General features: G+C 65.2%; 1 protein-coding gene. It reads left to right on the top strand.

The window, feature by feature from the left end; all coding sequences use genetic code 11:
- The first annotated feature begins 835 nt into the window (after positions 1–835).
- On the top strand, positions 836–1,432 hold the full coding sequence (locus ACFU8Q_RS41420; RefSeq protein ID WP_384465368.1) for an acyltransferase: 597 nt from the start codon (positions 836–838) through the stop codon (positions 1,430–1,432).
- Positions 1,433–1,507 lie beyond the last annotated feature (75 nt).

Below are 1,507 nucleotides of genomic sequence, written 5' to 3'. Positions count from 1 at the left end.
CCGCGGGAGCGGCGGGCCTTCACGGGGGCCGAAGCTGGTTCGGAAGCCAGTGGTCGGCCTTGGGCGTCTCGCTCGGATTCCTGTTCACGCCATTCATGTAGAGCTCTCCCCAGCCGTGATTATTACCGACCTTGCCCGAAGAGGATTGCCCGTAACAGACAGTGAGCGCACCTACGGAAAGGTTGCCGCCATGACAGCGGGACTATTCGTTCGGATTCCAGTCGTCATGGACTCACCCACATATTTGAATATCCGCAGCGGCATTGCCCCTCACGAGCATCACGGTTCGCATGTTCTTGCCGCTTCCGTGGATTACGCAGGCCTGGAGGAGAACATTGACGGACTTCCAGGGATGAACGGTGGGCCCGCACTCGTGATCCGACGTCGGCACCCACTTCTGCCAGTAAGGCATGGCGGCGGCCGCATCGTCAGCGGCGACGCAGGGGCCACAACCCCGGCCACCGTCATTCCGCGAACCGCTGTCCGCAATAACATTGCACCCCCTCCTCATACACGTTCGATCAGCGATACCAAGTCGGTGAGAAATCTAGGAAGTAATTGCAACGACCCACTCGAACACCATGGAAAAGACTCCCCGAAATGCACTTTGCGTCCGCTTCGGGACCATGACGGGAGCGAGGTCGGTGCATTTTGAGTCGCCTTCTGGCGGATGAGACGACCTGTCCGGCAGCGGACGAATCGTGCGGTCGGGCAGAAAATCTGCACGCGAGGAAGACTTCGGATCGCCCAGCGGCGTCAATGCACCCGGAGGCGAAGAGTCCGGGGCTGGATATCTTATGCTTTGCGGAAAATCGGTCCAAGGAAGGCGCGAGACGTGAACTACAGGGTCCAGCCCACCGCCCAGGTCGACGACAGTGCCGAGATCGGCGACGGCAGTAGCGTCTGGGAACTCGCTCAGATCCGTGAGGGAGCCAAACTGGGCGAGGGCTGCGTGGTGGGACGTGGCGCCTACGTGGGCACCGGCGTACAGATCGGCAGCAACGTCAAGCTGCAGAACTACGCCCTTGTGTACGAGCCGGCCGAACTCGGCGACGGCGTGTTCGTCGGCCCCGCCGTGGTGCTCACCAACGACCACAACCCGCGCTCCGTCGACCCGGAGGGCAAGCAGAAGCGCGGCGGCGACTGGGAGGCCGTCGGCGTGAAGGTCGCCGAGGGCGCCTCGCTCGGAGCGCGGTCCGTGTGTGTCGCCCCGGTGCGGGTCGGCCGGTGGGCCATGGTGGCGGCCGGGGCCGTGGTCACCAAGGACGTCCCGGACTTCGCGTTGGTCGTCGGGGTACCCGCCCGGCAGATCGGCTGGGTGGGTCGCAGCGGTGTCCGTCTGGTGGCACGCGAGGGTGAGCCGGGGTTGTGGGAGTGTCCGCGGAGCGGCGCCCTGTACGAGGAGAAGGACGGGGTGCTCGCAGAGCGCTGAGCCGGGCCGCGTTCCTGCCCGGCGATTCTCCGCGGCCGGACAGGAACCGGCGGGGGCCGGGGCCCGGTGATGAAC

It is taken from the genome of Streptomyces sp. NPDC057543, from assembly GCF_042801895.1.
GTDB lineage: Bacteria > Actinomycetota > Actinomycetes > Streptomycetales > Streptomycetaceae > Streptomyces.
The sequence above is the reverse complement of the archived record's forward strand: the minus strand, read 5'-3'. Positions and strand labels throughout refer to the sequence as shown.